The organism is Streptomyces sp. NPDC037290 (assembly GCF_055603245.1).
In genome coordinates, this window is the sequence record NZ_JBVJVZ010000003.1 from 472157 (window position 1) to 497302 (window position 25146).

General features: G+C 74.1%; 23 protein-coding genes. 10 read left to right on the forward strand and 13 right to left on the reverse strand.

Translation table 11 applies throughout. The features are described from left to right. Nucleotides 1–21: 21 nt before the first annotated feature. Genes ACZ7HQ_RS12845 through ACZ7HQ_RS12855 form a run of 3 tightly spaced genes read right to left on the reverse strand, consistent with a single transcriptional unit; the run spans nucleotide 22 to nucleotide 1723 of the window. Complete coding sequence (locus ACZ7HQ_RS12845) at nucleotides 22–765, reverse strand: metallophosphoesterase family protein (RefSeq protein WP_470987896.1); 744 nt, start codon at nucleotides 763–765, stop codon at nucleotides 22–24. Continuing rightward, nucleotides 762–1040, reverse strand: coding sequence for a BON domain-containing protein (locus ACZ7HQ_RS12850; RefSeq protein WP_470987899.1), 279 nt, complete (start codon nucleotides 1038–1040; stop codon nucleotides 762–764). Before ACZ7HQ_RS12850 ends, ACZ7HQ_RS12845 begins: the two co-directional genes overlap by 4 nt. Beyond that, nucleotides 1037–1723 (reverse strand): nucleotidyltransferase family protein, encoded by a 687-nt coding sequence (locus ACZ7HQ_RS12855; RefSeq protein WP_470987901.1) that lies wholly within the window; start codon nucleotides 1721–1723, stop codon nucleotides 1037–1039. The genes ACZ7HQ_RS12850 and ACZ7HQ_RS12855 overlap by 4 nt, the downstream gene beginning before the upstream one ends. A 478-nt stretch (nucleotides 1724–2201) precedes the next feature. Between ACZ7HQ_RS12855 and ACZ7HQ_RS12860 the strand changes: the two genes are divergently transcribed. Beyond that, entirely contained in the window at nucleotides 2202–3353 is a 1152-nt protein-coding gene (locus tag ACZ7HQ_RS12860; RefSeq protein WP_470987903.1) for a PP2C family protein-serine/threonine phosphatase, read from the forward strand. A gap of 57 nt (nucleotides 3354–3410) precedes the next feature. Here ACZ7HQ_RS12860 and ACZ7HQ_RS12865 read toward each other — a convergent pair whose 3' ends face one another. The 3 genes from ACZ7HQ_RS12865 to ACZ7HQ_RS12875 form a co-directional block, all read right to left on the reverse strand. After that, nucleotides 3411–3911, reverse strand: a complete 501-nt coding sequence (locus tag ACZ7HQ_RS12865) for a hypothetical protein (protein WP_470987906.1) — start codon at nucleotides 3909–3911, stop codon at nucleotides 3411–3413. Between the two features lie 273 nt (nucleotides 3912–4184). Next, a complete protein-coding gene (locus ACZ7HQ_RS12870; RefSeq protein ID WP_470987908.1) occupies nucleotides 4185–5000 on the reverse strand; it encodes an SAM-dependent methyltransferase in 816 nt (271 codons plus the stop codon). 58 nt (nucleotides 5001–5058) lie between these two features. After that, nucleotides 5059–5934 carry a helix-turn-helix domain-containing protein gene (locus ACZ7HQ_RS12875; RefSeq protein WP_470987911.1) on the reverse strand — a complete coding sequence of 292 codons (876 nt, stop codon included), beginning with the start codon at nucleotides 5932–5934 and terminating at the stop codon, nucleotides 5059–5061. Nucleotides 5935–6249: 315 nt separating this feature from the next. On the opposite strand from ACZ7HQ_RS12875, the gene ACZ7HQ_RS12880 reads away from it, so the two are divergent. From ACZ7HQ_RS12880 to ACZ7HQ_RS12890, 3 genes are all read left to right on the forward strand, one after another. Further along, nucleotides 6250–7191 carry an ATP-binding protein gene (locus ACZ7HQ_RS12880; protein WP_470987913.1) on the forward strand — a complete coding sequence of 314 codons (942 nt, stop codon included), beginning with the start codon at nucleotides 6250–6252 and terminating at the stop codon, nucleotides 7189–7191. A gap of 555 nt (nucleotides 7192–7746) precedes the next feature. Further along, nucleotides 7747–8340, forward strand: coding sequence for a GNAT family N-acetyltransferase (locus ACZ7HQ_RS12885; RefSeq protein ID WP_470987915.1), 594 nt, complete (start codon nucleotides 7747–7749; stop codon nucleotides 8338–8340). 64 nt (nucleotides 8341–8404) lie between these two features. Then, on the forward strand, nucleotides 8405–9202 hold the full coding sequence (locus ACZ7HQ_RS12890; protein ID WP_470987918.1) for an SAM-dependent methyltransferase: 798 nt from the start codon (nucleotides 8405–8407) through the stop codon (nucleotides 9200–9202). A gap of 187 nt (nucleotides 9203–9389) precedes the next feature. On the opposite strand, the gene ACZ7HQ_RS12895 is transcribed toward ACZ7HQ_RS12890, so the two are convergent. From ACZ7HQ_RS12895 to ACZ7HQ_RS12905, 3 genes are all read right to left on the reverse strand, one after another. Then, entirely contained in the window at nucleotides 9390–9653 is a 264-nt protein-coding gene (locus tag ACZ7HQ_RS12895) for a hypothetical protein (protein WP_470987920.1), read from the reverse strand. 35 nt (nucleotides 9654–9688) lie between these two features. After that, on the reverse strand, nucleotides 9689–11782 hold the full coding sequence (locus ACZ7HQ_RS12900; RefSeq protein WP_470987923.1) for a hypothetical protein: 2094 nt from the start codon (nucleotides 11780–11782) through the stop codon (nucleotides 9689–9691). A gap of 192 nt (nucleotides 11783–11974) precedes the next feature. After that, nucleotides 11975–12433: a flavodoxin family protein gene (locus ACZ7HQ_RS12905; RefSeq protein ID WP_470987926.1), complete on the reverse strand. Its 459-nt coding sequence runs from the start codon at nucleotides 12431–12433 to the stop codon at nucleotides 11975–11977. Nucleotides 12434–12536: 103 nt separating this feature from the next. Between ACZ7HQ_RS12905 and ACZ7HQ_RS12910 the strand changes: the two genes are divergently transcribed. Next, nucleotides 12537–13496, forward strand: coding sequence for a GNAT family N-acetyltransferase (locus tag ACZ7HQ_RS12910; RefSeq protein WP_470987928.1), 960 nt, complete (start codon nucleotides 12537–12539; stop codon nucleotides 13494–13496). Nucleotides 13497–13638: 142 nt separating this feature from the next. Here ACZ7HQ_RS12910 and ACZ7HQ_RS12915 read toward each other — a convergent pair whose 3' ends face one another. Beyond that, nucleotides 13639–15639: a DUF1996 domain-containing protein gene (locus tag ACZ7HQ_RS12915; RefSeq protein WP_470988925.1), complete on the reverse strand. Its 2001-nt coding sequence runs from the start codon at nucleotides 15637–15639 to the stop codon at nucleotides 13639–13641. 361 nt (nucleotides 15640–16000) lie between these two features. Here ACZ7HQ_RS12915 and ACZ7HQ_RS12920 point away from each other — a divergent pair, with 361 nt between their 5' ends. Further along, nucleotides 16001–17656 carry a C40 family peptidase gene (locus ACZ7HQ_RS12920; protein WP_470987930.1) on the forward strand — a complete coding sequence of 552 codons (1656 nt, stop codon included), beginning with the start codon at nucleotides 16001–16003 and terminating at the stop codon, nucleotides 17654–17656. Between the two features lie 399 nt (nucleotides 17657–18055). Continuing rightward, nucleotides 18056–19420 carry an FAD-dependent oxidoreductase gene (locus ACZ7HQ_RS12925; RefSeq protein ID WP_470987932.1) on the forward strand — a complete coding sequence of 455 codons (1365 nt, stop codon included), beginning with the start codon at nucleotides 18056–18058 and terminating at the stop codon, nucleotides 19418–19420. A gap of 109 nt (nucleotides 19421–19529) precedes the next feature. Here the strand turns inward: ACZ7HQ_RS12925 and ACZ7HQ_RS12930 are convergent, their stop codons facing one another. Then, the gene (locus tag ACZ7HQ_RS12930; RefSeq protein WP_470987935.1) at nucleotides 19530–20531 is read right to left on the reverse strand and encodes a hypothetical protein; all 1002 of its coding nucleotides are present in this window, start codon (nucleotides 20529–20531) and stop codon (nucleotides 19530–19532) included. Then, nucleotides 20528–20917, reverse strand: coding sequence for a PadR family transcriptional regulator (locus ACZ7HQ_RS12935; RefSeq protein WP_470988930.1), 390 nt, complete (start codon nucleotides 20915–20917; stop codon nucleotides 20528–20530). Before ACZ7HQ_RS12935 ends, ACZ7HQ_RS12930 begins: the two co-directional genes overlap by 4 nt. A 315-nt stretch (nucleotides 20918–21232) precedes the next feature. On the opposite strand from ACZ7HQ_RS12935, the gene ACZ7HQ_RS12940 reads away from it, so the two are divergent. The 3 genes from ACZ7HQ_RS12940 (at nucleotide 21233) to ACZ7HQ_RS12950 (ending at nucleotide 23627) form a co-directional block, all read left to right on the forward strand. Beyond that, the gene (locus ACZ7HQ_RS12940; protein ID WP_470987938.1) at nucleotides 21233–22468 is read left to right on the forward strand and encodes a hypothetical protein; all 1236 of its coding nucleotides are present in this window, start codon (nucleotides 21233–21235) and stop codon (nucleotides 22466–22468) included. Between the two features lie 104 nt (nucleotides 22469–22572). Beyond that, nucleotides 22573–22869 (forward strand): DUF1232 domain-containing protein, encoded by a 297-nt coding sequence (locus ACZ7HQ_RS12945; protein WP_470987940.1) that lies wholly within the window; start codon nucleotides 22573–22575, stop codon nucleotides 22867–22869. A gap of 29 nt (nucleotides 22870–22898) precedes the next feature. Continuing rightward, on the forward strand, nucleotides 22899–23627 hold the full coding sequence (locus ACZ7HQ_RS12950; RefSeq protein ID WP_470987943.1) for a 2-phosphosulfolactate phosphatase: 729 nt from the start codon (nucleotides 22899–22901) through the stop codon (nucleotides 23625–23627). A 1-nt stretch (nucleotide 23628) separates the two neighbouring features. Here ACZ7HQ_RS12950 and ACZ7HQ_RS12955 read toward each other — a convergent pair whose 3' ends face one another. Then, nucleotides 23629–24987 carry a hypothetical protein gene (locus tag ACZ7HQ_RS12955; RefSeq protein ID WP_470987946.1) on the reverse strand — a complete coding sequence of 453 codons (1359 nt, stop codon included), beginning with the start codon at nucleotides 24985–24987 and terminating at the stop codon, nucleotides 23629–23631. Between the last annotated feature and the right edge of the window lie 159 nt (nucleotides 24988–25146).

The following is a 25146-nucleotide window of genomic DNA, read 5'->3' on the forward strand; positions in this document are numbered from 1 at the left end:
CGTACCCGGTCGGCGGCGGTGTCACGGCTGGGCGTGCTGCTCGGCCCCCGGCAGGTGGTACACGTGGAAGGCCTGGCCGATGACCGGCTGGGCCACGTTCCGCACGCGGACGCCGCCGCTGGTCATGCCGTGCTCGCTGCCGGCGTGCGCATGGCCGTGCACGGCGAGGTCCGCGCCGCCGGTGTCGATCGCCTCCGCGAGCAGGTAGCTGCCGAGGAACGGGTAGATCTCCGGCGGCTCCCCGGCCAGGGTGTCCGGTACGGGCGAGAAGTGGGTCAGGGCGATCCGCACGTCGCAGTTCCGGTCGGCCAGGTCCTTCAGGGCGGTGTGCAGACCGTCGGCGCACCGGCGGCTGTAGCGGACGAACTCCTTCATGAGCGGTTCACCGAACTCCCCGGCACAGCGTCCGACGAATCCGCCGCCGAAGCCCTTGGTCCCGGCGACCCCGATCCGGGTCCCACCCCTGCCGACGACGACGGCCTGCCCCTCCAGGACGTGGGCACCGGCGTCGCGGAGGATCGCGGTGACCTCCTCGGGCCGCTCGTCGTGGTGGTCGTGGTTGCCCAGGACGGCGACGACGGGCACACCGAGGTCCTTGATCTCCCGGGCGACGACCGCGGCCTCCTCGGGGGTGCCGTGCCGGGTGAGGTCGCCGGCGAGCAGGAGGACGTCGGCCGACTCGGGCAGCGTCTCGAAGGAGGGGCGCAGCGTGCCCTGGCTCTCGGGGCCCATGTGGATGTCCCCGACGGCCGCGACGCGGATCATGTCAGGTCCTCTCCGTGGTCGGGCGAGGAGGTCCCGGCGACGAGCAGGTCGCAGTGGACGGGGTGCCCCGCCAGTTCCTCGCGGGCCATGTGGCAGATGTCGTCCCGGCACTGGGCGGACGGCACGGTGCCGGTGAGCAGGACGGCGTCGCCGCGCATCTCCAGTCGTACGCCCAGTTCTCCGAGGGGTCCGGCGGCCAGGTGCTCGGCGAGGTGGGCGACGCGGTAGTCCAGGTTGCCTGCCGTCGGCGGGAGCGGCGGGCTCGTGTCGGTCATGGCTGCCCCTCCTGGGGGTCGATCACGTTCAGCCGTTCGAGGAGGAAGAGGAAGGCGGCCGGCATGGGCTGGTCGCCGCAGGTCGCCCGTACCTCGTCCCAGTCGACCTTCTCGCGGACGGCCCGGGCGACCGGCAGTACGGCACCGAAGTCGCAGTAGTGCTCGGAGAAGGCGCTGAGCAGGCTGCGGATCAGGTCGGTCGGACACAGGACGGGCATCAGCACCGAGTCGACCGGCAGCACGTGGGCGCGCTCCAGCAGGTCCTTGGTGACGGGCTGGTGCGCGAGGGCGAAGATGATGTCGACGTTCTGCCCGCGGCAGGTGGTCTTCAGCAGCCAGTCCTCGGGCGGCGTGCGGACGGCGAGGCCGGCCTCGCGCAGTGTGGCGGCGACCGTCTCGGCGTCGTCGGGCAGGACGCAGAAGTCGGCGTCGTGCTGGAGGTAGCGGCTGCCTCCGTGGGCGTAGACGGCGACGCTCCCGGCGAGCGCGAAGGGGTGGCCGGCGCGTTTGAGGAGGGCGCCGATCTCCTTGGCGGCCTCGAGGATCGCCTGGCTGCGGTCGTGCGGCAGGTCCGGCTGTCCTGGTGCGGAGGCGGCAGGCCGCTCCGGCCCGTCCTGGGCGAGGCGGAGTTCGGTGACCTCCGGTCGCCGGAGGGGTGCGGTGTCCTCCCCGTTGTGTGTCATGACCTCTCCTTCACGGCACCCGGCGCCCCCAGGGCGGCCGGTTCGGCCCCGGAGGTGCTACGGGTACCCGGCGCGACCACCCCGACACGGCGCACCGCCCGGCGGTTGGCGGCGCCCCGGCAGCCGGGACCGCGCTCGACGAGGACCGCCACGGAACGGGAACGGCACACGCGCCCGACGGCTCCCGGCGCCACAGCGCCCGCACCACCCGACGGCTCCCGGCAACCCAAGCCACCAAGACCGCGCTCGGCAGAGGACCACCGCCGCACGGGAACAGCACGCGGGCAGCGGCCGTGCCGCCCGGCGGATCGCAGCGCCCGAGCCGCCGGGCCCTGCTCGGCAGGCGGTCGCCCGGCAGCGGGAACCGGTGTGTGGAGGCGGCGTCGAGACGTGGGCGAGGGAGGGCGCGGAGGAGGTCCTGGTACGGCTCCCTGCCCTGTGACGTGCGTCGCGTCGGGCCCGGGAGCACGCTGTAGGCATGAACCCCCGGCTCATGGCGCTCGCGCGGCAGCCGTGGCAGTCGGCACACCCGCTGCTGTTGCTCCCGGTCGCGCTCATCCTGGTCATCACGGTGGTGGACATGCAGACGCCCTACAGCGTCCACCTCGGCCCGGCCCTGGTGATCGCGCCCGCGCTGACGCCCTCCATCGCCGGCCCGCGCACCACGGCGGCCATCGGGGGACTCGCTCTGGCCGCTCAGATCCTCATCGGGGTGACCCACGGCGGGCTCGGCACCACGAACCACGTCGTGCAGATCATCACGCTCGCGGTGCTCTCGGCGCTGTTGGTCGTCTACAGCGCCCTGCGGGAGCGGCGGCAGGCCCAGCTGGCCCAGGTGCGCACGGTCGCGGAGGCCGCCCAGCACGTGCTGATGTGGCCACTGCCCGAGCAGATCGGCCCGCTGCGGATCGCCTCGCTGTATCTGGCCGCCGAGGAGGAGGCGCAGATCGGTGGCGACCTGTACGCGGCCACCCGGTGCGACGGCGCGGTCCGCGTCCTGATCGGCGACGTCCGCGGCAAGGGCCTGGCCGCGATCGGCGAGGCCGCCCTGCTGCTCGGGGCGTTCCGGGAGAGTGCGCACCGGCACATCCCGCTCGCGGAGCTGGCGGCCGTCCTGGAGCAGAGCGTCGCCCGGTACGCCGCGGACATGGAACCGCCGGAGGAGGAGGGCGAGCGGTTCGCCACCGCGCTGCTGGTGGAGATCCCGGACCGGGATCCGGTCACCGTGATGACCAGCTGCGGCCATCCGCCGCCGCTGCTGCTGAGCCCCGGCCACGCCGTCACCGTGCCGAGCCTGCACCCGTCACCGCCGCTCGGGGTGCACAGCGACAGCGAACACACGCTGGACGTGTTCTCCTTCGAGCCCGGTGACACCCTGCTCCTCTACACCGACGGCGTGGTGGAGGCCAGGGACGCCCGCGGCCGGTTCTATCCGCTCACCGAGCGGGCGATGCACTGGACCGACGACAGTCCCGAGGCGCTGATGCACCATGTGCGGCGCGATCTGCTCGCCCATGCGGGCGGCCGGCTGGGTGACGACGCCGCGCTGATCGCGCTGCACCGCACGGCCGTGGACCGGCGCCGCCACCACGGCCGGGTCCCCGGCACGGACGCCCTGCGGCACGGCTGACCACGGCAGGCGTGAGCCCCGCCCCGAGTGGGGCGGGGCGGGGCCGCACGCCCCCGGTCAGCGGACCGACTTGAGGTCGGTGATCTTCAGGGTCTTCAGGTCGGACTGGACGTCGATCCTGCTGACCTCGGCGTTCGCGCCGTCGCTCCAGGTGAGCGTGACCCGGCTGGTGGCGTGGCCGGCGCCGGAGCCGGTGTAGGTCACCTTCCACTTCACCGGCACGTTCTGCGCGAAGAGGATGCCGTCGGCGTGCTCCCTCTTCTCGAAGGCCGCCACCTTCTTCTGTGCGGCGGCGGAGAGGTAGAAGGCCCGAAGCGCCTTGGCGGCGTCGCCCGCGGACCTGTCGTCGGTGGACCAGACGGCGTCGATGTAGGCGCCGTAGAAGTCGGCCACGTGCTGGGTGACGTTGCGCGGGTCGCCCTGGGCGGAGGACACGGCGGCAGCGCGGGTGGTGTGGCTCGCGCCGGTGCCCGCGAGGGCAGGCGCCACGGCGGCCAGGGTGAGGCCGCCGGTGAGGGCCACGGCGGTGAGGAGTGTCTTGCGGCTACGAACGGACATGTGACTTATTCCCCCGGTTTCGGTACGTCCGGGCTGATCCCGGCCGTCGACGGACCTTAAGACCTCAATTCCCTCGCGCCGGTTCCGCTTCTCTCGCCTTTTTCCCACTCCTTTCACGGAACATGAGGCAGCCGGAAAGTTGTGCCGAATTCCGGTCGGATTTCCGCGCGCTTTCGGTCATTCCGCCTCGCATCAGGTACGAAGGCGGGGCCGGGGTCCGGGAGGTGGGTGCGGACCCCGGCCCCTGGTCTGTCGGGGCCCGGCGATGACCTGTCAGGGCTTGCGGGCGACCGCGCCGTACATCGCGATGTCCTCGTCGCGGATGTCCTTCTCACCGGTGCCGTCGGGACGCCACTTGTGCACCTGGACGATGCCCGGCTCCACCAGGTCCAGGCCCTCGAAGAACTCGTGGGCCTCGTCGATGGTGCGCAGCCGCATCGGCATGTTGCGGGCCGCGTACTCGCGGGCGACCCGGCCCACCTCGTCCGGCGCGAACTCGGCGGTGCCGATGGACATCGCGAGGTGGCTGCCGGACGGCAGCGGCTCAAGCAGCCGGCGTACGACTCCGACCGCGTCGTCCGCGTCGAGCATGAAGTGGACGATGGCGATGACCGTCAGGGCGACCGGCCGGCCCAGGTCCAGCGTCTCGCGCAGCTCGGGGGCGTCCAGGATGGCCGCCGGGTCACGGAAGTCGGCCTCGATGTACGACGTCCGGCCCTCGGGCGCGCTGGCGAGCAGACCCTGGGAGAGGGTGAGCACGATGGGGTCGTTGTCGACGTAGACGACCCGGGACTCGGGTGCCACGGCCTGGGCGATCTCGTGCAGGTTGGGCGAGGTCGGGATGCCGGTGCCGATGTCCAGGAACTGGCGCATGCCCGCCTCCTCGGCGAGCCAGCGCACGGCGCGGTTCATCCAGTCGCGGTTGGCGCGCATGTGGACCGGGAGCGCGGGCCACTCCCGGGCCATGGCGTCACCCGCCTCCTTGTCGGCGGGGTAGTAGTCCTTGCCGCCCAGGATGTAGTCGTAGATGCGGGCGGAGTGGGCGTTCTCGGTGTCGATCCGGTCGGCCGGCCATCCGTTGTCGGGCAACGCCGTGTCTCCCGTTCTGGTCGAGGGGTGGGGGCTTGCGTACGAACAGGTGGGTGTGTCACAGCTCCTTGCGGATCGCGCCGAGCAGGGCCTCGGTCTTCCTGGCGGGCGCGGCCTGGGCGCCGAGCCGGTCCAGTGCCTCCCGGTACACCACGACGTCGTCGGCCTTGTCGAGATAGACGGCCCCGACCAGGCCGTTGAGGTAGACGATGTCGGGCAGTTCGCGGGCCCGGAACCGGAACAGGTGATAGGCGCCCGCCCGCAGCGCCGGGTGCGGGCCGTTGGCGAACGGCATGAGCTGCAGGGTGACATGGGGCAGCCGGTTGACCTCGACGAGGTGGTCGATCTGCGCACGCATCACCTCCGGTCCGCCGACGGGCCAGCGCAGCACCGTCTCGTCCATCAGCACCCACACCCGCGGCGGCGCCTCGCGGCCCAGCAGTTCCTGGCGGCGCATGCGCAGGGCGACCCGGCGTTCGGTGGCGTCGGCGGAGGCGTGCGGATTGTCCGCGGCGAGCAGGGCGCGGGCGTAGTCCTCGGTCTGCAGCAGGCCGTGCACGAACTGGTTCTCGTACGCGCGGATCTGCAACGCGGCCTGTTCCAGGCTGAGATAGGCCGCGAACCAGTCGGGCATCACATCGCGGTAGGTGTGCCACCAGCCGCGCTTGTTGGCCTCGCGCACGGACTGCAGGAAGGTGTCGATCTCCTCCTGGTCGGTGCCGCCGTAGACCTGGAGCAGCTTCTCGACGTCCGCGAGCCGCAGCCGGGCCACCTTGGCGGCCTCCATACGGCGGATCGTGGAGTGGCTGACCCCGATGGCGGCGCCCGCCTCGGTGTAGCTCAGGCCGGCCCGGGTGCGCAGTTCCTCCAGTTGCCGGCCCAGGATCATGCGCAGGACGGAGGGGGCACCGCCCCAGTCGGTCTCCGCGGTCACGCCCCACACCCCCTCACCAGGCCACAGCGACACCGTCGCACACGGTCGCTTCCCTGAATCATTCGATCACGTTCCGGCCGAAGCAGCATGCACTTGGCTACTTGCAAATTTCAACTTGCTGGTTGCGGAGCGTTGTCGGCGGGTGCCACAGTGGACTCACTGCTCCGGCCGACCAAGGAGCGGGCGGCGCGGCCGGGTTCGGGGAGACGAGGCCGCAGTACGGCCTCGTGGGAGGCGGTTGTCGTCTGCTGCGCGAGCGGCCGGCCAGAGACCCGACCCGCCCCCCACACGAGGCCGGACGAAAGGCGTACGGCGATGGCTCCGCCCTTCCTCCCCCAACCGCTCCACCGCCCGCCCCTGGCGTCGGGCACATTGCGCCTCCCGGCGGTACCCCACCCGCACCGATCCGCGAACGGCCCGGCCCGGGCCCCACTCCCGGCCGCCGGGAAACCCCCGCACCGGGAGCCCGCGGACTCCGGCGACCACCCGCACCGGGATCCCGCCGACCGGGACAGAGCGCACCGGGCCCGGGACACCGCCGACCGGGCACACTCGGCGCCAGGTTCCACCGACGGAACACACCCCGTTCCGGACATCGGCGACCGGGCACGGCACGCCCTCGACGGCGCCGACTCCGCACACCGGACCCCGGACAGCCCCAACCCGCCACCCCCGGCACCGGGTTGCGCCGACGGAACGCACCCGGCGGATGCCAACCCGGGCTGGGGCGCGGGCACCGGGGACCACCCGCATCGGCCGCCGGTCCCGGCCGGTGTCCTCAGACCACCCGGAGGCGAGCACCTCGGTCGACTCCCTGGGCCCCTCGGCCCCGACCGGCTCGCCTCCGGGGTCCCGCCCTGCCGCTCCGCCGCCGCCTTCGACCTGCCGGCCCGGCCGGCGGCCGTCGGCGCGGCCCGCTGTGTCGTGCAGGACCTGCTGGCCGCCTGGGACGTTCCGGCGGACACCCTGGACGACGCGGTCCTGGTGATCTCGGAGCTGGTCACGAACGCCCTCCTCCACACGGCCGGGCAGCGGATCGCCTGCCGGCTGCGCGGCACGGCGGACCGGATACGGATCGAGGTCGAGGACCAGGAGGGCGGCCCGGCACGGCCGATGGCACGCCGCCCCGGACCCGACGACCAGCACGGGCGCGGGCTGTTCCTGGTCGACGTGCTGAGCCTCGACTGGGGCGTGACGCCGCTGGCCGAACGGCCCGCCCGAGTCGTCTGGGCGGAGCTGCCGGCCGGCGACGACTGAAGCCCAGGCAGGCCCGTCCCGTCCCACCGCCCGCCCCGGACCGTCCCCCTCGTCCGAAGGATTCCCATGCACCACACCGCACCCGTCCCCGCCCCGTCCGCCGACCCCTCCTGGACCCGTACCCGCCCCAGGCCCGGCTCCCAGGAACAGGCCGTCTGAGCCCGACCGCTCGATGAGGCGGCATGGGGTCGGGGCAGCTTCCCGAACCGGCCCCGCGCCCTCACTCCGGCCGATCCACGTTCCCCCGGCCGATCCACGTTCGGCTCCCCCGCGCGGGCCTCACCGGGCGCGCACCTCACCCGGCACCTCCCGAAACACCTCCCCACCGCCCCGGCACCCAACCCGTCCCGAAACCATCCCCCGCCACACCCCCCCCACCCCCGAAGCCCGGTAGATTCACCGCGGGTGCGGGGCGTCCGTACCCGTCGGGGCTCGGGGTCGTACGGGTTCCGTGTTCGCCACGCGGACGTTCCGTCGGGGGTGTGCATGGTCTGGTCTGTGGTCCGCCGGCGGCGGGCCCCGGCGGGGTTGCCCGCGCCCGGGCGGTGCGAACCCGTGTCCGGCCGGCACGCTCTGGCCACCGAACGGCTGTTGCTGTTCACGCCCCGGACCCGGCTCGACGTGGCGGCGGCACTCGCCGCCTGCGCCGACGCCGAGGCGCAGCGCTGGCTCGGCACCCAGGCGGACCAGATCCTGCCCGATCCCGGCACCCGCAGGGCCCTGCTCTCCTGGCGTCCCGCGGGCGACGACGGCCGCCGGGTGCCCCGGAGGCTTGCGCAGCCGTACGTACCGGGCCCGGACGATCCGCTGCTCCTGGTGTGCGTGCGCAGGTCCGACCTCGCCTATGCCGGCGCCCTCGAACTGGAGCACCGCACGGGCGAGATGGGCGGCTGGCTGGCGCCGGCCTGCCGCGGCCAGGGTCTGGGCGCGGAGCTGTTCCGCGCGGGCGCGGCGCTCGCCCACACCCATGCCGGGCTGGCAACGGTCCGGGCGGGCGCGGAGCCCGGGAACACCGCGAGCCGGCGGGCCCTGGCCCGCGCCGGCTTCGTCGCCGACGAGGGGCCGCCCCGGCACACCCTGCCCGACGGCAGAGTGGTCGACGCCGTCTGGCACCGCCACGACACCACGGCGGCCTCCCGCTGCCGCTGACCATCCGCTCGCGCGCCCGTCCGGCGCCGCGGGCCGCCCACCCCCCACCTCACGGAGATCCGACGTGACAGACACCGGATTCAGCCCGGAGCGCATCGACACCGGCAAGCCGCACTCCGCCCGGATGTACGACTGGTACCTGGACGGCAAGGACCACTACGCCGTCGACGCCGAGGCCGCGGGCAAGGTGATGGAGCTCTTCCCGGGTGTCAAGGACACGGCCTGGGCCAACCGCGAGTTCATGCACCGGGCCGCCCGGTTCGTCGCCCGCCAGGGTGTCGACCAGTTCCTGGACGTGGGCACCGGGATCCCCACCGAGCCGAATCTGCACCAGATCGTCCAGGCCGTCACCCCGAGCGCCCGCGTGGTCTACGCGGACAACGACCCGATCGTTCTGCGGCACGCCGAGGCCCTGCTCCACGGCACGCCCGAGGGCCGTACCGCCTATGTGCACGCCGACGTCCGGGACCCGGAACGGATCGTGGCGTACGCCCGCGAGCACCTGGACCTCACCCGGCCCGTCGGCCTGTCGCTGATCGCCCTGCTGCCGTTCGTCACCGACGAGCAGGACCCGCACCGTATCGTCCGCGCGCTGCTGGACCCCCTGCCCTCCGGCAGCCACCTGCTGCTGTCCCACGGCAGCGGCGAGTTCGACCCGGAGGTCCGGGAACGGGTCCAGGCGGTCTACCGCGCCGGCGGCACCCCGGTCCAGGCACGCTCGCTCGCCGAGGTGACCCGGTTCTTCGACGGCCTGGACCTGTGCGAGCCGGGTGTGGTGCCGGCCACGCGCTGGCAGCCCGAGCCGGGGATGCGGGTCCTCGCGGAGCAGCCGGTGTACGTCGGGGTGGCCCGCAAGCCCTGACCGGCAGGCCCGGGCGCAGTCGGCCGTGCCGGACCCCCGGAGCGGACATGTGCTGCTCGGTCACCGGGTGTGCGACACCGATGCCTTGCCCCACACCGGCTGGTCGCTGTCGGCCGTGCCACCTCACCCCGCGGCGGCCGAACGGATCCACTGAGGCGAACGGCGCGCCCCCGACGTGTACGAGGGCTCACTGCCCGGCGCGCACATGGGTGTCCAACGCCCGGGCCGCCGTGCGCAGTTGCTCCGCCGCCCTGCTGCACGCGGCGGCCTGCCGCTCCAGGGCGGGGCGGCTCCACTCGGGTGCCGCGGGGCAGCCCCACAGCGTGGCCGCGGTGACCAGCAGCTGACGGGCACAGCCGTCCATGAGATCGGCGTCGGCTCGCAAGGTGGCGGCGTGGCCGAGGAGTTGGTCGGCCGAGGCCGTGGTCGCTCGGGGGGACTCGGTCACCATGGCGGCTCCCACTCGACGGGGCAGGGTACGGGACGTCAGCGCGGCAGGACGGCACCGGCGCTGCGATGGGCTGTGAACTGGGGGCAGCTGAGGACGAACAGGGGCCCGGCCGCGCCGATGCCGAGCCGGCGCAGCTGGCCGGCAAGGGGTTCGGCCGCCGCGGTGCCCAGGCGCAGCCGCACACCGGTGCCGCGGTGCAGCCGCGGCCTGCCCCGGGTCCGGACCAGGGTGCGTACGGTGCTCTCGCCCCGGCGGCCGTAGAGGACCCAGTCGGCCTCCGGGCAGCGGACGCCGGGCCCGAGCCGGCCCCTGACGGCGAGCCCGAGGTCCCGGGACCGCACGTCGATCTCACGTCCCGTCAGGTCGGCCTCGGCGGTGGTCCGCATGGCGGGCTGGGCCCAGATCTCCCGGGCGACCACGCGGGCCTCCTCGCTGGTGACGGCGAGGGAGAGGACGTAACGTCCGGTGCGCCGCAGGTCGGCGCGGCGCAGCAGGTCCGTGGCGGCGTCGTGGGGGCGAGGCCGCCACAGGTCGTCGACCAGGACGGACAGGGCGATCTCGGTGTACGGGCCGATCGTGGTGCAGCGGTGCTCGTAGAGCGACAGCACGGCCAGGGCCCGCCGGCCCAGCCGGCTCGGGGTCAGCCACGCGACGTCGGGCAGCAGGCCGAGCGCCGCGTCGGCGGGGACGGGGAAGCAGAGGTGGGCGGCGGCGGAGTCGTAGGAGCGCACCGGTACGTCGACCGGGCCGACGGTCGTGGGCACCGAGCTGGTGGGCAGGGTGAGGAAGGGGTGGCCCTCGGGCGGGTGGGCGCGGTCCCTGGGCTGGTAGGCCTGGGTGCGCACGATGGGGCCCGCGTACGGTGCGAGCGCTTTGTCGACTCTCTCGCGGGCCTCCGGGACGACCGTGCGCAGGTGCTCGATGTACTCGCGGAGCATGTGGCACAGCGGAAAGGCGCGGGTGGGCCCGGGGTAGGCGACCTCGTACCGGTTCGGGTCCGCGGCGGGGGCGGGGTGTGTGCCCCGGCCGTCCGGGGCGGGCACGGGGTCGTGCTGGTTGGTGATGCTCGCGATCCAGGTGCGCGGGTCGGCGGGCCTTCCGGGGCCGGCCGGCGAGCCGACGGTGACCACGTGCGTCACCCGGTAGGTGCGGCAGAACCCGTCGTCCTGGGCGAGGTTCAGCAGCGCGGTCCCGCCCTCGCCGTGCCCGATGAGCGCGAGGTCGGCGCCGCGCGGGATGCCGTAGTCCTTCAGGGCTGCCAGGACCGAACGGGTGCCGGACGAGCGGGTCGTGAACAGGTGGCGCCAGGCGCCGACGTGGTCCTGCGGGGAGTCGTTGCGCGGGCGGCCCGGTGCGGTGCCCGGCGCCTGGACGACGTAGCGGACGACACCGTCGGGACCGCGGACGTTCTGGACGAGGAGGCGCCCGTCGGTGGACAGCACCTCGATGTTGCGCAGGAAACCGAGGAAGGAGCCCTCGGTGGCGATGAACTGCTTCTCCTGGTCGGTGAGGTCGGCGGGCTCGGCGGCGCCCTCGCTCCCGTCCATCGCCGCGAGGTGAGGGGCACTGGTGCCGTCGTCCTCCGGCTCCTCCCTCAGCAGGGCGCGTACGGTGAGCAGTTCGGCCCTCAGCGGGGCGAGGCCGGACAGGGCGCGCTGGGCACCGCGGTCCCGGAACAGGGCGCGCAGGGCCCGTACGGCCTCCGGGTCGCGGTCGGCGGTGACGGCCGCCGTCAGCCGGCGCATGCCCGGGTCGCGGGCGAACTCGGGGTGGTCGACCAGCACGGCGGCGATCCTGAGACGCAGCGCGGCGACGGCGACCACGGCGGCGAGGCCCTCGCGGCCGAGCAGCCGGCTCCGGCACTCCGGTGCGGTGACCGCCGACGCGCCGAGGCCCTGCTTGTGCGTCAGGGCCCGCAGCAGCGCCCACTGGGCGGCGAGGCCGGTCCGGGGACGACGGCGCGCGGCGGCGGTCAGGGGCGGCGCCCACAGCGCGGTACCGGTACGGGCCGACACCTCGCGGACGGCTTCGGCGACGTCGGCCACGTCCCGCGCGCACCGGCGCAGCAGCGCGCCGACGTCCCGGCCGTCCGGCGCGGACCGTCCGGGTGCGTGGCCGTCCGCTCGCATCCGACGCTCCCTGGCTCGACGCCGTACGACGACGTGTGACGTGTTTCGGCCGCATCGGTGGGACGCGGCCCCGGTCCCATCGTCGGCCAGGGACCCGGGGCCCGCACCTTGATCCGTCCGGCCGGAGGCGTGAGGGTCACCCGGGTGGCCGCCTGCGGGCCCGCCCCTGCCGCGCGGCCTCACGCCCGGCCCTCACGCCTGCGGCATCAGCCCCGCCGCGACGGTGGCCCCCAGCTCCCAGCACGCCTCCGTGTCGGCCTTGCGGGGCTCGCCGGTGAGGGTCACCGCGTCGGCCGCGCGACGCCAGCCGAGGCCGGTGGTGACGGCCTCGATGGCGCGGACGGCACCGGTGACGTCGTTGCCGCCGTGGACGTAGTAACCGAACGGGCGCCCCCGGCTCTCGTCCAGGCAGGGGTAGTAGACCTGGTCGAAGAAATGCTTCAGCGCGCCGGACATGTAGCCCAGGTTCGCCGGGGTGCCGAGCAGATAGCCGTCGGCTTCCAGGACGTCCGCGGCGGTCGCGGACAGGGCCGCCCGCCGTACGACCCGGACGCCCTCGATCTCCGGGGCCGTGGCGCCGGAGACGACGGCCTCGAACAACGCCTGGCAGTTGGGTGAGGGGGTGTGATGGACGATCAGCAAGGTAGGCACACCCCGCACCCTGCCGTGCGCCCGCGGCCCGTCGCAAACGGCGGGCGTGGCGGGGAGCGCCACGGGGTAGGGGGTGTGCACGGAAAGGACGGGAGGGGCTGCCGTGACCAGCGCGGATGCACTCATGTCCGGTCCTCGCCCCCAGTGGCTGCCGGCCGGCTACCGGTGCCGGCCAGCGGACACCACCGATGTGGGCGCGGTCTGGGGCCTCGTCGCCGCGTGCGAGCGGGAGCTGGACGGCCGCGCCACGACCGGCGCCGACCGGATCGCCGCCGAGCTCACCCTGCCGGGTGTACGACCGGAGTCCGACACGCTGCTGGTGCACGACGGCACGGGCCAGACGGCCTGCTTCGGCTGGGTGCGGGGGCGGCGGGCCAGGGTCCATGTGCACCCCGCGCACCGGGGGCGGGGTCTCGGCGGTGCGCTGCTCGGCTGGACCGAGACCCGGGCCCGGGAGCTCGGCAGCGACCGGCTCGCCCAGACGGTGTCCGACAGCGACAGCGCCGCGAGCGTGCTCCTGCGGGCCGGCGGGTACTCCCGGCTGGTCACCGAGTGGCTGCTGGAGATCGCGCCGGCGGACGAACCGGAAGTGTCCGATCCGCCGGCGGGCATCACCGTACGGCCCTTCCGGGACGGCGACGCCGAGGCCGCGTACCAGCTCACCGAGGACGCGTTCGACGAGTGGCAGCCGCGGCGGAAGACGTACGAGGAGTGGGCCCGGCGCACCGTCGAACGCGCCACCTTCCTGCCGGCGGCCTCACCGGTGGCCTTCTTCGACGGCCAGATGGTCGGGGCGGTCTTGTCGCTGGACGTGCCGGACCATGACGAGGGGTACGTCGACCGGGTCGCGGTGCGGCGCGACCAGCGTGACCGGGGCATCGCCCGTGCGCTGCTGCGGGAGGCCTTCCGCGCCTTCCACCACCGGGGCAGGCCCGTCTGCACCCTGTGGACGCACTCCGGCACCGGCGCGCTCCCGCTGTACGAGGGCCTCGGCATGACGGTCCGGCACAGCTCCACGGTCTACTGCAAGGCACTCCTCCCCGTCCACAGTGGCGCCTCCTGAACGGGAGGGGAGACGGAAGTGCAGGTCGGGGTGGGGTGGACCCGGACGCGCCGGCCTTGTGGCGCACGGTTCGCGGTGCGCGGCGGCGCACTCCGGGAGTGGGCCGCCGCGGGCGCGACGGTCGTCGTCCGGGTCGCGGACGTCAGTAGCGCAGGCGCCTGGCCCGCAGCAGCATGATCAGGCCGGACAGGGCGAGCAGGGTGCCGAGAGCGGCGGGCCACAGGTGGGCGCCGGTCTCCGCGAGCGCGCCCTGCTTGCCCTGCGGCTGGGGCTGCGCGGTGGCGGACGGGACGGTTCCGGCGGCCGTGGCCTGCGCGGGAGCGGACTGGGCGGGCGTGGACCGTACGGGCGCCGACGCGGACGGGGACGTGGTCGGTGCCGGTTCGCCGGACGTGGTCTGCGTGGTGGGGCTCTTCTGCCGGGCGGGCTGGTGCCGCTGGTCGGGGCGGTGCTGCTTGGTGGGCTGGTCCTGCTGGGCGGGCTTGGTGGGCTGGTCCTGCTGGGCGGGCGGTTCCTGCTGGGTGGGGCGCGCCGGTGTGATTGTCGCGTCGGTCCTCGGCTTCTCGCCGGGCTGGGCCGCCGAGGATGCCGGTGCCGAGGATGCCGGTGCCGGGGCGGAGGTGGTGGTGCCGCCGGACGGCTCCGTCGTAGCGTCGCCCGGCGCGGCCGTCGTGCCGGAGCCGGAACTCGCCGTGGGCGCCGGAGTCGTACCGGAGCCGTCACCGCCGGAGCCGCAGGTGCGGCCTGAGTTGATGCAGTCGACCATCCGGCGCATCAGGTCCTCGTCGAAGACGTTGATGAAGTCGCCGTGGTCGGTGACGGGCTTGTGCAGTTGCTCGGGGAAGGAGTCGACGGCGAAGAGCGGCACGGTACGGCCGCCGTCCTGGAGGCTCGGCGCCTTGACGTCGTAGACGATGCGCTGCACCAGTTGCGGAATGGCGCGGAAGCCGGCCGGACAGGAGCCGTCGGGGGCGGTGAAGGCCACATGCGTGCGGTGGTTGGCACTGTCGATGTTGCGGCCGTCCCAGCAGCTCTGGAACTTGAAGCTGCGCACCACGTCGCTGCCCGGCGGGCACAGCGGGTACTTGTCCTTGAGCTGCCGGTTCTCGTAACCGGTGCAGCTCCAGGACGCGTTGGCGTTGCCGGGACCGTTGACGAACGCCTTGGCGTCCCCGGTGATGATGCGCAGGAACCGCGGCATCGCGGTGACCTTGTCGCGCGGGTTGCCCACGAAGGTCAGCGTGACCTGCTTGGGCGTGACGATCTGGCCGGCGTTGCCCTCCGTGCCGCCGCCCGGGGACCCGGCGTCCCGCTCCTGCGTGCCGTTCTGCAGGCGCAGCACCGGCCAGTAGTACGTGGACCTGTCGCCCTGGTCCACGCAACTCGTGCCGGCCTTCGCCAGGTCGTCGTCGCTCGCGAAGGCGTTGTTGCCCTGGTTGCCGACGTAGTCGTGGAAGTGGTGGGCGCCGTTGGAGACTCCGGGCGCGACGATGACGTTGTCGGAGTTGCGCAGGCCGTTCGCGTTGACCCCGCAGTCGGAGGTGAAGCTGCCGCGCGAGGCGTCGCCTTGCTGGGGCGGGTTCGGCGCGTCGCGGGGTACGGAGGTGATGTCCGCGTAGTCGGAGACGACCGGCCCGTTGCCGCCCTGACCGGCTCCGGTCTGCTGGGCACCGCCGGTCGGGGCACCGCCGGTCGGGGTGGCGCCCGCCTGAGCGCCGTCGCCCGCACCGTCACCGGCGGGGCGGAGGGTGCAGGCGGCCAGGTCGTCCAGGCCCTGTGGTCGCTCCCCCACCCGGTCGATGGCGTCGGCGATCCGCCCGATCGCCGCGGCCCGTTGCTCCTTCAGCGGGTTCATGATCGTGTCGTCCAGGGAGCCGGAGTCCTGGCCGGTCGCCTGCCCCGACTGCTTGAGCTGCTGGTACGCCGCCGCCGTCTGCCGGTCCAGCAGGGCGAGTTCACGGTCCACGTCCGAGCGGGCCGCGTCCGGCACGGCGGTCAGCCGGCTGCCGACATCTGGGCAGTAGACCGTTGGCATGCCCGCGGACAGGACGTGGCCGGTTCCGTTCGGACCGGACCCGTCACCCCAGCCCTCGCTCGCCGAGGCGTAGACGTTCGCCGCGACGAGACCACCTCCGCCCAGCATCAGGGCGATCGCTGCGAGGGTCGCGCGTCGTGCGCCGGTCGGGCGTCTGCGGTTGTTGCGTGCCAAGGTGGTCCCCTGTGTGGTGTGTGCGCCGGTCGGGCATGGAGCTCCCCGGGTTCATACGCAGCGCGGTGCCGAGGTGTTCAACGGCATCGCGAATTCACCGGTACCTCACAGGAAAAACGCGGACCGCGCCCCTTCCCCGTCGAACGCCCCCACGAACATCACAAATACGTATCGGACATTCCAGGCCTCAACCTTCACACCAGGTACACATGTTGGTTAGGTTGGCGCGAGGCCGCCCGGCGCTCGACGGAGTCGGACGCAACGGCCCAACTGCCCGGTGGGGCAAGGAAGGAGCATGTCTTCCATGGCGCCGGAGAGCCGCGACGAGGGTCCGCAGCGGGACGAGGTCCGACAGCGGATCAACTCCCTGTACGACCAGGCCGAGAACGCGACCGGGAACTACAACGCGACCCGCGCCATGGCGTCCGTGACGCGCTCACGGGGCGTTCCCCTGGCAAAGCGGTCGGGCCGGCGCCCGGATCCGGCTCTCGACGAGGTCGCCCGGCCCTGGTTCGAGGGGGCGCGCGCCAAGCTGGGTCCGACCGTCCCCGCCGTACTGCCCGCCGACCGGCTGCCCGACCGACCGGCGCCTCCGGGGCGCTCCCGGGGCCGGACGGACGGCGGCCTTCCTCCGGACGGCGGACCCGACGCGCTGGGCACAGGTCCGTCCGCTCGACGGCTCGCCCTGGAAGGGGCCGCCGACCGCGCCGTGGCCGAGCTGACGGCCGGCCCGGCGCCGGACGCGACGCGTCCGGCCCTCGCCGCGCGCGAGAGTGGACGCGCGGCGTTGCCGGGGCCGCGACTCCCCGAACTACCCGGTGCGGGCGGCGAGTCGATCGGCCTGGTCCCAGCGGGAGCGGGTGGCGCGAGCGCGCCGGAACGCGCACTGCCGGACGCCACAGCCCTCCTGGGTACGCCGGGGGCACCGGCCGGTCTGGAGGCGGCGCGACCGATGCCGGGCTTCCCCGGCCTCGGAGTGGTGGAGCCGGCCGATCCAGGCCCCGTCGAGACGGCCGTCCTCCCGGCGCCCGGACCGTTCACCGCCCCGGGCACCCCGGCCCAGGAACCGGCGGCCCTCCCCGGCCCCACCGCTCCCGGCCGCCCCTCCCCCGCCGCGTCCAAGACGAACAACCAGCGCAAGCTCGCCGCCGCGAGCGACGTGATCTCCCGGTACGCGGCCCGGCTCGTCGCGGCGACGGCCGCCGCGCCCGTGTCACCGCCCACGTCCGCCGGGACCCCGCCCTCCACGTCCGCTCAGGCCGTACCGGCCGCGCCCCTGACCACCACACCGTCCGTGGCGGTCGCCGCCCCACCGCCCATGCCCCTCACGCCCGAGCCGGCCGCTTCCGTCGCGCCCGCACCACCCGATCCCCTTGCCTTCGGCCCGGTGACGACCGCGCCGCCCACGCCCGTTGTGCCGGCGGCGCCCGCACCGCTCCTCTCGGACCCGGGAACCGGCCAGTGGCAGCAGCCGCAGTGGGCGTCGCCCGGCGAGGCGGTGACGGTGATGCCGGCCGGGGACGCCTGGTCCGCCCCGGGGTCCGCCGTGACCGGCACCGGCTCCCTCACCCCTCTTCCCGAGTCGCCCCGGGCGGTGCGGGCCGCCAGGGCCATCGCGTTCGCCCGCGCGCAGATCGGGAAGCCCTGTGTGTGGGGTGCGACCGGCCCGGACTCGTACGACTGCTCCAGTCTCACCCAGGCCGCCTGGAAGGCCGCCGGGGTCACGCTGCCGCGGGCCGCGCACCAGCAGGCGCTCGCCGGAACCCCGGTCACCCTCGACGGGCTTGAGCCCGGCGACCTGGTCCTCTTCTTCGACGACGACCGGCACGTGGGCCTCCATGTCGGCGGCGGCATGATGGTGCACGCGCCGGGCCCGGGGTCGTCGATACGCGAGGAGTCGATCTACGGCGCCGGGGAGTCCGCGATCCACCGGATCGTGCGGCCCAACTGAAAGACCGGGGTCAGCCGCGGCGCCGGTGTGCGCGCCGGACGCAGGGGTGAACGAGGGCCCGAGGACCGGACCGGGGTTGGGCGACACCGTGCGCCAGCCGTCCTGCGCCGGCTCGGCCTCTCGTGCGGCGCGGTCCGCCCGGTCGAGGCCGGCACGTTGCGGGTGACCGGCAGGGCAGGGGCGGACCTTCGTCCTCAAGCCCCGTCCGACCCCCGCCCAAGGACAGGGCCGGACAGTGCCTGCTCGAGGGGAACACACCCCGAACATAAGAGATCAGCAGGGAAGCCATAAGATCCGCTTATGAGGTCATAGACCGGACCCGCGTACCAACTTAGGTCTGCCTTAGTTTAGGCTTCTTGATCGAGTCGCCATTCACGCTCACTCGAAGGGAACCTGATCATGCCGCGCCCCCTGCGGGTAGCCATCGTCGGAGCCGGCCCCGCCGGGATCTACGCCGCCGACGCCCTGCTCAAGTCCGAAGTGGCCGCCGACCCCGGCGTGTCCATCGACCTCTTCGAGCGCATGCCCGCCCCGTTCGGCCTGATCCGCTACGGCGTCGCGCCCGACCACCCGCGCATCAAGGGCATCATCACCGCCCTGCACCAGGTTCTCGACAAGCCGCAGATCCGCCTGTTCGGCAACGTCGACTACCCGACCGACATCAGCCTCGACGACCTGCGCGCCTTCTACGACGCGGTGATCTTCTCCACCGGCGCGATGGCCGACCGCGAGCTGTCCATACCCGGGATCGACCTGGACGGCTCCCACGGCGCGGCCGACTTCGTCTCCTGGTACGACGGCCACCCGGACGTGCCGCGCACCTGGCCGCTTCAGGCCGAGAAGGTCGCCGTGCTCGGCGTCGGCAACGTCGCGCTCGACGTGGCCCGCATCCTCGCCAAGACCGCGGACGAGCTGCTGCCGACCGAGATCCCGCCGAACGTCTACGACGGTCTGAAGGCCAACAAAGCCCTGGAGATCCACGTCTTCGGCCGCCGCGGCCCCGCCCAGGCGAAGTTCAGCCCGATGGAGCTGCGCGAGCTGGACCACTCGCCGAACATCGAGGTCATCGTCGACCCCGAGGACATCGACTACGACGAGGGCTCGATCGAGACCCGGCGCGGCAACAAGCAGGCCGACATGGTCGCCAAGACGCTGGAGAACTGGGCGATCCGTGACGCCGGCGACCGGCCGCACAAGCTGTTCCTGCACTTCTTCGAGTCGCCGGTGGAGATCCTCGGCGAGGACGGCAAGGTCGTCGGCCTGCGCACCGAGCGCACCGCCCTCGACGGCACCGGCAACGTCAAGGGCACCGGTGAGTTCAAGGACTGGGACATCACGGCGGTCTACCGCGCGGTCGGCTACCTCTCCGAGAAGCTGCCCAAGCTGCCCTGGGACATCGAGTCGGGCACCGTCCCGGACGAGGGCGGCCGGGTGATCGAGGAGGGCGGCGCCCACCTGCAGTCCACGTACGTCACCGGCTGGATCCGGCGTGGCCCCATCGGTCTGATCGGCCACACCAAGGGCGACGCCAACGAGACGGTCGCCAACCTGCTGGACGACCACGCGAACGGCCGGCTGCAGACCCCCGTCTCGCCGGACCCCAAGGCCGTGGACGCCTTCCTCGCCGAGCGCGAGATCCGCTTCACCACCTGGGAGGGCTGGTACAAGCTGGACGCCGCCGAGCGGGCCCTGGGCGAGCCGCAGGGCCGCGAGCGCGTGAAGATCGTCGAGCGGGAGGACATGCTGCGGTCGAGCGGGGCGTAAGCCCTCGTCCCACAGGGCTCGGGGGCAGGCGTCACGGCGCCGGCCCCCTCGCCCGACGCGGTGGCCTGTGCGGTCGTTCCCGGCGCGCGGCGGTGAGGCGGTGGGCGGTTCAGCGCGCCGCGATCTCGCGGCGGCCGGCCACCGCCAGGACCACGGTCAGCAGGGCGAGCACGGCTGACTGAGCGAGGCCGCCGCGGGTGTAAGGGGCGGCCTCGGGCAGCCCGAGCCACGGGTAGAGGGCGGCGAGGCGCACGGCCAGCAGAAGCAGGCCGAGCACGGCGAGCGCGAGCGCGCCGCCCGGCACGGCCCGCTCCGTGTGGCCAAGACTCCACAGCAGCCAGCCGAGGGCTCCCACGACGAAGCAGTTGGCGGGACCCCACACCAGGTCGGAGGCGGCGGGCAGCAGCACCAGGGACGCACCCGTCACCACGCACGCCGCCATGAAGACCAGACCGGGAGTGCCGGCCGGCAGCCGGGCCGGCGGCGCGTCGCGGTGATGGGCCGCGCACAGCACGAGCGCCGGCAGCCACGCGAGGAGCGCCAGCGTCACGACGAACGCGGGCTGTGAGGGGAAGGCCGTGCCCGTCAGCGAGGGCAGCAGCGGCCACAGGGTGGGCAGCGCGGCCGCCAGGACGCCGATCCGGGCGAGGCGGCGACGGTCGTACAGGAGGCCGAAGTAGGCGGCCACCCAGCCCAGCGGCAGGATCCACTGGGCGACGGTGACCGTGCCGGTGAGGAGTCCGTGGTCGGTGAACTCCGAGAAGAACAGCTGCCGTTCCGCACCTGCCCCGGTGAACGCCCGGGTCAGCTGCAGGACCGGCTCGACGACGGCGGACGCCGCCAGCAGCAGGACGGCCGCCGGCGCGAAGATCCGGGCACCGGAACCGAGCAGGACGTAGGGACGCGGCGCCCCCGCGGCGCCGAGGCGGCTGCGCACCGCCAGGGCGGCGATGCTCGCCACCTCGCCGAACGTGGGCCGGCTCTGGTCCTGTGTGTCACGGTCGAGGTCGCCCAGGTACGTCTCGACCATCTCCTCCTCCCGCTCGCGCCGGTAGTAGGCGGGGAGCAGGCGCAGGACGGCGCGGTAACGGGCCTCCAGCAGCGTGGTCATGCGTAACCTCCCGCGAGTCCGGGTGCGGTGGGGGGTTCCAGGCCGGCCGGGCCCGCGGAGGCAGGGCGGGCTGCGGCACGGCGGCCCTCGGCGATGCGCCGCTTGGCGGCCCCGGCACCGGCGGCCATCCGCTCGGCCTCCGCGTCCAGGGCCGCGACTCCGTCGTCGGTGAGCCGGTAGTAGCGCCGCAGCCGGCCCTGCTGGACCTCTTCCCGGTCCAGCGCGATCAGGCCGTCCGCGGTGAGCCGGTCCAGCACCCCGTACAACGTGCCGACCCGCAACCGCACCTCTCCGCCGGACAGTTCCTCCGCCTCGCGCAGGATGCCGTAGCCGTGCCGTGGCTGGTCGGCGAGCGCCGTGAGGACGAAGAACGCCGCCCGGGTCATGCTCTTCGCTGTCATGGAGCCAGAATATATCGGCTGCCGATATATATCGAGTGCCTGCCGAACGGGGTCCGCCCCTGAGCGGATGGACGAGCGGACCCCGTTCGCCGGACCATTGTGGGCGCCGTCCGCGGGCAGGACCACGTGTGAACGACGACCGCTCGACGCATGTCGCACGTGCCCCGGGTGTACAGCGCGCGTCCCGTGCGCGGGGGCGTGCGGCCGCCGCCACGCGCCGCCTTGCTGCCCCGGACGACGTCGTGCCCGACCGAGCGGTGATACTGGGAGACTCACCCGCCCCCATCAGCAGATTGGCTCATGTCGAACTCCGCCACCGACCGCGCCAGCATCCCGCAGACCGTCTGGGCGGCCCACGGCCGCCACACCGGTCCCGCCCCCGAGGAGGTCGTCCGCCGCACCCTGCGCCGGCACAAGGAGAGCGGGGACGTCGACGACTTCGCCGAACCCCCCGTGTCCGAGGACTCGGACCGACGGGTCTTCGAGGCGCGCTGGCGAGCCGGCGGCACGGTCACCGTGCGGGCCCGGCTCACCCTTGTCCCGCGCGAGGGCCGGCCGCAGGGGCACGAGTGGCGGCTCGTCGCGGAGGCCGAGCGCCCCTGGGACGAGGCGTGGCCCTCGCCCGCGACACTGTTCTGGCCTGCGGCCGGCACGGGTGAGGACGGCTCCTGGGACCACCACGCCACCGTCGCCGGACTGCGCTTCCAGCAGGTCAACGCGCTGCCCGCGGACGACAAGGAGATGCGGCGCAGACTGCGGGACGCGGCGCGCGAGGCATGGTGCCTCAACGTCGTCGTGCACGAGGCCATGACCCCGGACGAGCAGGGCCGGCTGCCGCTGGTCCGGCTGCTGCCGCCGGGCCTCAGGCACCGAGTCGTCGAGCACCGGGCGGCGCCGCACCAGTTCCGTGCCGTCAACTGGGCGCTGAAGGACCTCGGTGTCGAGGTGCCGCGCGGCGGCGCCGTGCTGCTGCCCCCGGACCCGGCACCGGGCGGCTACGACGGCCGTGAGCACCGGGTGCGCAGCGTCTTCCTGGACGGTTCCGAGCCCACCGAACTCCTCGCGGCCCTGCGGCACTTCGCCGCCCTGCCCCGGCCGCTGCCGCGCGAGGCCGAGGAGGCGCTGACCGACCTGCGGGAGAACTGGACCCTGATGACCCTCCAGGAGGAGCTGGAGCGTGAGCGGCGGCTGGTCGCCGTGTACGCCGAGGCGCTGGAGGCGATGACGAAGTCCCGGGACCTGTACAAGGAGGCCGCCGAGCAGGCCCTGGAGGCCCTCGCCGCCTACCGTGACGTTCCCGCGCCCACCCTGCCGCAGCAGCGGCCGGAGTTCCGTGCACCGGGTGCCCTTCGGCCCCTTGCGCGGACGTTCGAGCGGCTGAGGTCCACGGCCAGGAGCCGGCGTCGGCCGACGCGCGGCCCGCAGGGCCCGGACGAGGCCCCACCGGGCGGCCCCCCGGTCTCGCCGGCGCCGGCCGGACCCGCGGCGGGGCACGACGGCACGGACACCACCGACGGAACGGACCGGGCGTCGTAGCGGTCGGAGGGGGTATCCGACCGTCTGGCCGTGCCCGGAAGCCGGAGGCCGAAAGCGAAAGCCGAAAGTGAGCCGGAAGCCGGAAGCAAGCCGAGGGGAGCCCCATGGATTCCACCACCGCCCTGCTGGTGATCGGCGCCGTCGTCGCGGCGGTGCTGCTCGTCGTCGCGCTCGGCCTCCTGGTACGGCTGGTGCGGACCCGGCGCACGCTGCTGCGCGCCGGGCTGCCGACGGGTCCGCGCTGGGTGTTCTGGGGCGCGGTCGTCTACCTGCTGCTCCCCACCGACCTGCTGCCCGACCCGGTCTACCTGGACGACATCGCCGTCCTCCTGCTGGCGCTGCGCAGCCTGCGCGCCGGCCGGCCGCTGCCGCCCGGTTCAACCGGTCCGACCGAGCCCTGACCGGCCGCCGCACGCCTCATCATGGAGCGATGCGGACTGAGTTCACCGGTATACCCGGTACGCCCACGGCCCCGGACGTGGCCGTGGTCATCGACGTCATGCGCGCGTTCACCGTGGCTGCCTGGGCGTTCCGGCGCGGCGCCGAGCGGATCGTCTTCGCCGGCACGCAGCAGGAGGCCCTGGATCTGAAGGCCCGTCACCCGGGCTGGCTGGCCTTCCAGGACGGCGAGCCCGTACCGGGGTTCGACCTGGCCAATTCCCCCGCCCGGCTGCGTTCGCTGGACGTGCGGGGGCGTACGGTCGTACAGAAGACGACCGCCGGGACGGCCGGGGCGCTGGCCGTGGCGGAGGCCGGGCTGCTGCTGTGCGCGAGTTTCGTGGTGGCCGCCGCGACCGCCGAGGTGCTGCGGCGGGCCCGGCCGGAGACGGTGACGTTCGTCGTCACCGGGGACGGTGGCCGGGCCGAGGAGGATCGCGCCTGTGCCGATTACATCGCGGACCGCGTGCACACGGCCGACGCCGACCCGGCCCCCTACCTCGCGCGGGCCCGGTGTTCCGACGCCGCCGGGCGGCTCGCGGACGGCGTGCGGCGCGGCTGGGCCGGTGTCCACGCCGACGACGTGGACATGTGCCTGCAAGCGGACGCCTTCCCGTTCGCCATGGCCGCCACCCTGGCCGACGGTCGTCTGGTGCTGCGTCCGGTGGACGCCCGGAGCGCGGTGCCGGGCCGTACGGGACCGGCACGCCCGGCGGTGTGAGTCAGCCCGTGCCCTCACGGCGGGCGTAGCCCGCGACCAGAGTGACGAGCAGCACCGCGAGGGCCGCGAGCGCGGCGACGGCTGCCGCCGTGTCGGCGAGCCACGGCGGGGCCAGCGTCGCATTCCTCAGCCGGGACGGGTCGGACACGCCGAACCACCTGTCGAGCACCTGTCCGGCGGCGAGCGCCGCCGTGGCACCGAGCGCGGCGGTCGCCGCGACGAGCCGGGCCTGGGGCGACCGGGCGGGCAGCGCGAGGGCCGGCAGGACGCACAGGACCGAGGCGAGGACGGTGGCCGCGAGGGCGTCGTGGGACGGGGCGGGCCACAAGCGCGGGGCGTGGGCCGCGCCGCACAGGAAGACCAGCAGCGCGGCGCTCCGGACACCCCACGGGGCAGTCATGAGCCTCGGGCCGGCCCGGTTCCCGTCCTTCGCCGAGCCGGGCCGCACCGTCCGGTCCCTGGCGGGGCTGCCGTTCACCGGCTGGTCCGCCCCCTGACTGCCCCTTCGGTCGGTGGGCGCCGGGGCCGGACGGCCAGGAGCGCAGACGGGCCCGGCGGGTGTGGGGCCGGCGGGGCCGGGGCGCGACGGCTCGGGCGGCGGAGCCTCGGGCAGCGGGGCGTCGGGCGCTGGGGTGTCGGGCCACGGTTCCTTGGGCAACGAGGACTGCGGCGACGCGGAGTCCGGCAGCGCGGTCTCGGACAGGAAGAGGTCGTGGCCGGGGCGGTCCGCGGCCAGCCGGGCGATCAGGTCGGCGAGTTCCTCGATGGGCCGGTTGGCGGCCGCGGTCTGTACGGCGTCCCTGCAGTGGGATTCCACGGCTGTGTGGTGCAGCAGCTGCACCAGCCGGGCGACGTCGTCCAGGGGCCTGCGTGCGGCGGCGGCACGGATCGCCTCGACGGCGCTGTCGGTGTTCCGCGGCGGCTCGGTCAGCAGGGCCACCAGGCGGGCGAGGTCCTCCACGGGCCGGTCGACTCCGATCGCCCGCAGCGCGTCGGCCGTGGCCCGGGGATGCTCGGGCGAGTTCTCCAGCAGTGTGATGAGCCGGACGACGTCCTCCAGCGGGCGGTCGGCGACGGCTGCGCGGAGCAGGCCGTGCAACGGGTCGTCGTACGGGAGATCGCCGGGGCGCGGGACGGAGCCGGATTCGGGGTCGTGCGGAGTGACGTCCTGCGGGATGCCGGGGTGCGTGAGGCCGCCGGGCAGCCCGGGAGGGGGCTCCGGAGGGCTCTCGCCGGGGGTCACGGGGACCGGCTTCGGGGGCACCGCCGGCCACGTCAGGAGCGGGGGGTACGGGGTGGCGACCGGCGCGGAGGATATGAGTGCGTCGTCGGGACGGGGGGACGAAGAGTGGGTGGTCATCTCGGCTCCAGTCGAAGGTGGGGCTGCGTCCCGCACAGTGACCGCGGCGTTACGCAGTCCATTACTAGGAGCCGTCCGGTGGCCCCGCCACTTGGACGGGGCACCGGTGTGCTTGTGTGGGACGGCCGGGCGACCCGGACATGCCACCTCCCAGGTGCG